1 protein-coding gene and 1 pseudogene are annotated in these 5,706 nt (G+C 41.9%); both read right to left on the bottom strand.

Annotated elements, in window-relative coordinates:
* Positions 1-4,903: FG-GAP-like repeat-containing protein (locus VF06_RS38645; RefSeq protein ID WP_099084312.1), on the bottom strand; the 4,903-nt coding region annotated here is incomplete at its 3' end.
* Positions 4,904-5,365: 462 nt separating this feature from the next.
* Positions 5,366-5,706 (bottom strand): annotated as a pseudogene (locus VF06_RS43455) (beta strand repeat-containing protein); the annotation flags it as partial.

Genomic DNA, 5,706 nt, shown 5'->3' with positions numbered 1-5,706 from the left:
CGTCTGAGCTAGTTCCCTGTAAGTTATCAGCTGAAGCTGAACCTGTGATAATACTATTAACTTGATTGCCACTTTTAATATTGACAACATCAACATCGTCAGCATTTAAATTGTTATATTTAGCATCACTACTAACGGCTTTGGCAGTAATAATTTGGTAAGTAGTATTACCATCTGCAATGCCATCATTAACACCTGTAACTGTGATGGTTTGGGGCGTATTCCAGTTAGCAGCAGTAAATGTGACGCTAGTAGCTGAAATAGTGCCTTCATTGACATTGGAACTACTCAAATTTATCGTGACATCAGCAGTGGGTTGGGTATCGAGTTGAATAGTAAAGTTAGCACTGCCACCAGCTTCGGTAGTTACAAGTGCATTCACAGGAGAGATTGTAATACCTGGTGTATCGTTGTCAGTGATAGTACCATTAGCTTGTAAATCGGCAATGGTGGCATTGGTGGGGTTTGTGAGATTGACAAAAAAGTGCTCGTTGGCTTCGTCCACAAAATCGTCGAGAATTGACACCGTAATTGTTTGAGTGGTAACTCCAGGGTTGAAGGTTAGGGTTCCTGTGGCTGGGGTGTAATCAACGTTAGCGATCGCAGTATCATTACTAGTGTTGTAATCCACTGTAATGACATCACTGCTGGCATTGGAGAGTTGGACAACAAAAGATAAACTACCAATGCTTTCGTTACCGCTTTTATTTGCAATGGAAATAGTGGGCGGGTTGTCATCATTAACTATGGTAACTGTGGCTGGATTGGTAACAGGAGTTAACTGATTCGGATGACTCAGCGTCAAATTGATGGTTTCATCAACTTCAGTCACCTTATCACCCAAAACGTTAAATGTAATAGTCTTTGTTGTTTCCCCAGCCGCAAAGATTAAAGTTCCAGATACAGCACTTGTCACACCTGCAACTTTAATACTGTTGTAATCACTGGTAAAAGTTGCCGTGCCATCCAAGGCATAATTTACAGTACTGGCAATAGCAGTATTACCACTGCGAGTAACGGTGAAAGTAACAGTTTGGCTGCTGCTATTACCTTCAGTCACAGTTGGGGTAGTAGTGGAAATTGCGTAATTGATATTAGTAGGAGGAGCAAAGTTAGTATCACCTATGTGATTTAGCGGTTGACTAGCAAAGCTTCCTGGTGATGTGTTACTGGCATTTCCTAATGATAAATTTGGTGCAGTGCCAGTAATTATACTTGCCACCCAATCTGACGCTGTTGCACCCGTGGTATTACCAGAACGCCCTACATATCCAGTGGTAAATGAGGTGTCAACAACTGTGGCATTCGTTGGAACTGAACCGCCAGAATTTTTTCTGAATACAATGGAGCCGTATGCTATATCTGTAGTTCCCCCATCTAAAACCGCCACGGAATCCAGCACTGTCCAATTTGAGTAAGTAGCACCATCAGCAATACCATCGTCATTGGAGTCAATATCATTGCTGAGGTTAGGTGCTGTGGTAGTTTGAATAAGAAAAAAGCTAACAGACCCATTTTCAATGTCATTTGCATTTGACTGACCAATGTGACCCACCGAACTTGAAGCCCCGCTTCCCCATCCGGCTCCAGTTCCAGTATTAGTTACTACATTTGAATTGGGATTAACTGCATAACTATTACCTTTTTGCAGAAGAACCAACAGCCCATTGCTACCAAATTGCTTACCAGACAAATTAAAAATATCTTGAACATTGCCGGGGTTAGACGAGCCAGAATCACCCTCAATAGCAACTAAATAAGTTCCAGGTGCTAAAATCGCACCCGGAGTACCACGCAATTCGATATATTCCTTCGAGGTATCTGTACTTGGAGGATCGAACAGAATTTCGTTGATGAGTATCGGTTGCGGAGGGACGGGTTCATAGGTTTCATCATCAGCATATACCAGGGAAACGTTTTTAGATTCGCTGTTTGCCACTGCCAAATCAGATTGACCATCTTTGTTGAAATCGCCCACGGTGAGAGCATAGGGTTTTGTCCCCACACCAAAGTTAGTGGCAACTCCAAAGCCACCGTTGCCATCTCCCAACAGTACTGAAATTGTGTCTGAGCCTGCATTCGCCACTGCCAGATCGGATTTACCGTCATTGTCAAAATCAATCACTGTAACAGATACAGGATTTAATCCCACATCAAAGTTAGTGGCAATTCCAAAGCCACCAGCACCATTACCCAACAGTATTGAGACATTGTGAGAGTCGGAATTTGCCACCGCCAAATCTAATTTGTTGTCATTATTGAAATCCCCTGTAACAACAAAATTAGGATTGATTCCCACATCAAATTGTGTGGCTGAATTAAAAGTACCGTCAACATTTCCCAACAGTATTGAAACATTGTTGAAGTAAGAACTTGTCACCGCCAGGTCAGATTTTCCATCTTTGTTGAAGTCTCCCACTGTCACCGAACTAGGACGGCTAGGAACTTTATAGTTTTTGGCAGTTCCAAAGCCGCCAACACCATCTCCCAACAGCACCGAAATATTTTGAGAGGCATTGTTTACCGTTACAATGTCAGATTTTCCATCTTTGTTGAAGTCCCCCACTGCAATAGATATGGGTGCTGAGGCTGACTCCAAAGGAAAATTCACAGCAGTTTGAAAACTGCCATCACCCTTGCCAAGCAGCAATGAAATGTTATTTGAGATACTGTTGGCCGTTACCAGATCCAATTTTCCATCTTTGTTGAAGTCGGCTACAGCCACCGAAGAAGGACTTAAGCCATTGAACCCCACGGTACTAAAGTTACTGGCAGGGTTAAAAGTGCCATCACCCTTTCCCAAAAGTACCGAAACAGTTTGAGAGGACTTGTTTGCCGTTACCAAATCTGTTTTTCCATCTTTGTCAAAGTCGCCAACAACAATGGAATAGGGTCTTAATCCGACATCATAAGTATTTGGGATAATTGAGATACTAGCAGTTTCAGTATCAATACTGTAAGCTGTTGTACCTCCACCAACGCCGAGAACTACATTAGTAGTGCCACTAACGTTGCCGTCTGAGGTATCCCAAGCCCGAAAAGCAAATTCCGCTGTACCTTTGTAGCCAGCGTTGGGGACAAAACGAATTTTTCCCGTATCTTTGAGCAAGGTAGCAGAAGTATCCGATACAACAAAATTAATCCAGTTACCACTGTCATTTATGGAGTATTGCCAAATACCGTTGGTATTATCTACACCAATGACGGCAATTCCTTCCACTGCACCTGTGTCAGGATCGGTGATGGGGTTGCCACCTGCACCTCTAGCAAGGATGGCAGAAATTAAAGTCCCAGAATTATTGCTATCGCTGATGTTGTGAGCAATGGCAGAAAGTCTGGGATTACCAGTATTGTCTAGTGTTGGGGCTGTATTGGGCATATTAGTAGTATTGAGCAGAACTGAAACATTGGCCGAGAATGAATTTGCCACCGCTAAGTCAGAGCTTCCATCTTTGTTGAAGTCACCTAAAATCGCCGAACTGGGATGGTTTTCTACGTTAAAAATGCCAGCAGGAGCAAAACTACCAGTACCATTACCTGAGAGTACTGAAACTTTGTCAAAGTTGGTTACAACTAGGTCAGAGTTGCCATCTTTATCAAAGTCCCCCGTTATCACGAACAAAGCAATGTCTCCCACATTAAAGTTGCTGGCAGCTCCAAAGCCACCAGTACCATTGCCCAACAGCACTGAAACGTTGTTGGTGATAGAATTAGCTACTGCTAAGTCAGAATTGCCGTCTTTGTTGAAGTCTCCCACTGCTACGGAAATGGGAGAGACTCCCACGTCAAAGTTGTTGGCAACCCCAAAACCACCACTACCATTGCCCAAAAGTACTGAAATGTTGCTGGAGTCGTTGTTAGCCACCACTAAGTCAGAGTTGCCATCATTGTTAAAATCTCCCACCGTCAAAAAACGGGGAGAGGTTCCCACGTCAAAGTTGTTGGCAGTTGCAAAACTACCACTACCATTGCCTAACAGCACTGAAACATTATTGCTGTCTGCATTTGCTACTGCCAAGTCAGAGTTGCCGTCTTTGTTAAAGTCCCCCACTGTTACAGAAAACGAACCGATTCCTACATTAAAGTTGTTAGCAGTTCCAAAACCACCATTACCATTACCTAACAACACTGAAACATTATTAGAGTTAATATTAGCCACCACTAAATCAGAGTTGCCGTCTTTGTTGAAGTCTCCCACTGCTAGGGAAGCGGGACTGCTTCCCACATCAAAGTTGTTAGCGGTTCCAAAGCCACCAGTGCCATTGCCCAACAATACTGAAACAGTGTCGGAGCCTGCATTTGCCACCGCCAGGTCAGAATTGCCGTCTTTGTTAAAATCACCCAATGTTATGGAACGGGGGCCGCTTCCCACATAAAAGTTGCTAGCAGTTGCAAACGATAAGGGTAATATTGAGCGGTAAGCCTTAGTTACTTGCGGTGTCAAGGCTAAATCTGACTCAATCTCTCCAACCTTCACTTCTAAATCCCAGTCACCCCCCAATTCAGCATTCCCGGTGATGTCATCAGAAGCTGCTATGTCTGCACCTGTGATTTGGCTTAAAAGCTGTAAAAAAGTTTGATTTCCAGATGCCACATTACAACCGTAAAGCAGAATGTCGGCATCCTCAGTTAAATATTTTCTCCACTGTTGCAATTGATTGCTGTATGAATTCAAATTGCTGGCATTGAGTTTGGTTGTTCCCAGTTGTAAAGTTCCTATACTGCCGTGGGAAATAATCTGCACTGATTGATATGTGCCGCCCTGCAAAGCTTGAGTGATTTGTTCTACTCCATCTTGATTTGAGTCAAGGATTACTACAGTAGTCCCTGGTTGAATGCCAGCAATCAAACTTTGGTAGTCGGTAACTGCTCCATCAATAAAAATAATATTTTGGTTTGGCATTGATAACTCCTGAGTAAAATTAATTTGCGTTTTAGAAGTTTGTTGCTGGCATTATATTGGGCTGGAAAGTAATGTTGACTGTTGACTGTTGACTGATTCTATTTAGGTATGGAATCAGTAATTCACAAGTTTGTTTTGAGGTCAAAAAGGAATATAATAAATAAGTACAAAAATATGCTAAAATCGTGATATTTTCTACTGTATTATTACTGCGATCGCTTAAATATTCTAAAAATTTAAATTTAGAGATGTACGCCCCTACCAATCTATAAGAATCTGATTTGATTTATGAAAAAGTCTTACCCTTTACCCCTTTCCCTTTCCCCAGCCCTCACCCAGCATTTTTGGGTTGGCAGAGCATTAGTTCTGATACCTTCGTAGTAAGCACTTTAGTGTTTAAAAATCAAGGACTAAAGTCCTTACTACAAACATTTTTTCCTACAAAATTAATGCGACAGAGTATTAGTAAGTAATAAAATGACTAGAGTTTAAAGTTGAAGCTGTAATTCCAGTTAACAAAGCAAAATTTACATTCCCAATCTTAATTAAAGTATCATTGTTGCTTTGAGTAATGGACAAATTTGCATAACTAATACCACCTGATAAACCAATCAAATCTTCATTAATGTTGAAATCTTTGATTGTATCTCTACCTTGATTTGGCGCAAGCACAAAAATATCATTACCCGCACCACCTGTGAGATTATCAGTACCCAAACCGCCGTAAAGTTCATCGTTTCCGCCACCAGCAACAATGGTGTCATTACTAGCAAAGCCAAAAATCAAATCGTCTGAGCTAGTTC

It is taken from the genome of Nostoc linckia z4 (assembly GCF_002608075.1).
Taxonomy (GTDB): Bacteria; Cyanobacteriota; Cyanobacteriia; order Cyanobacteriales; family Nostocaceae; genus Nostoc; species Nostoc linckia.
This window is presented reverse-complemented; position numbering and strand designations above follow the sequence as displayed.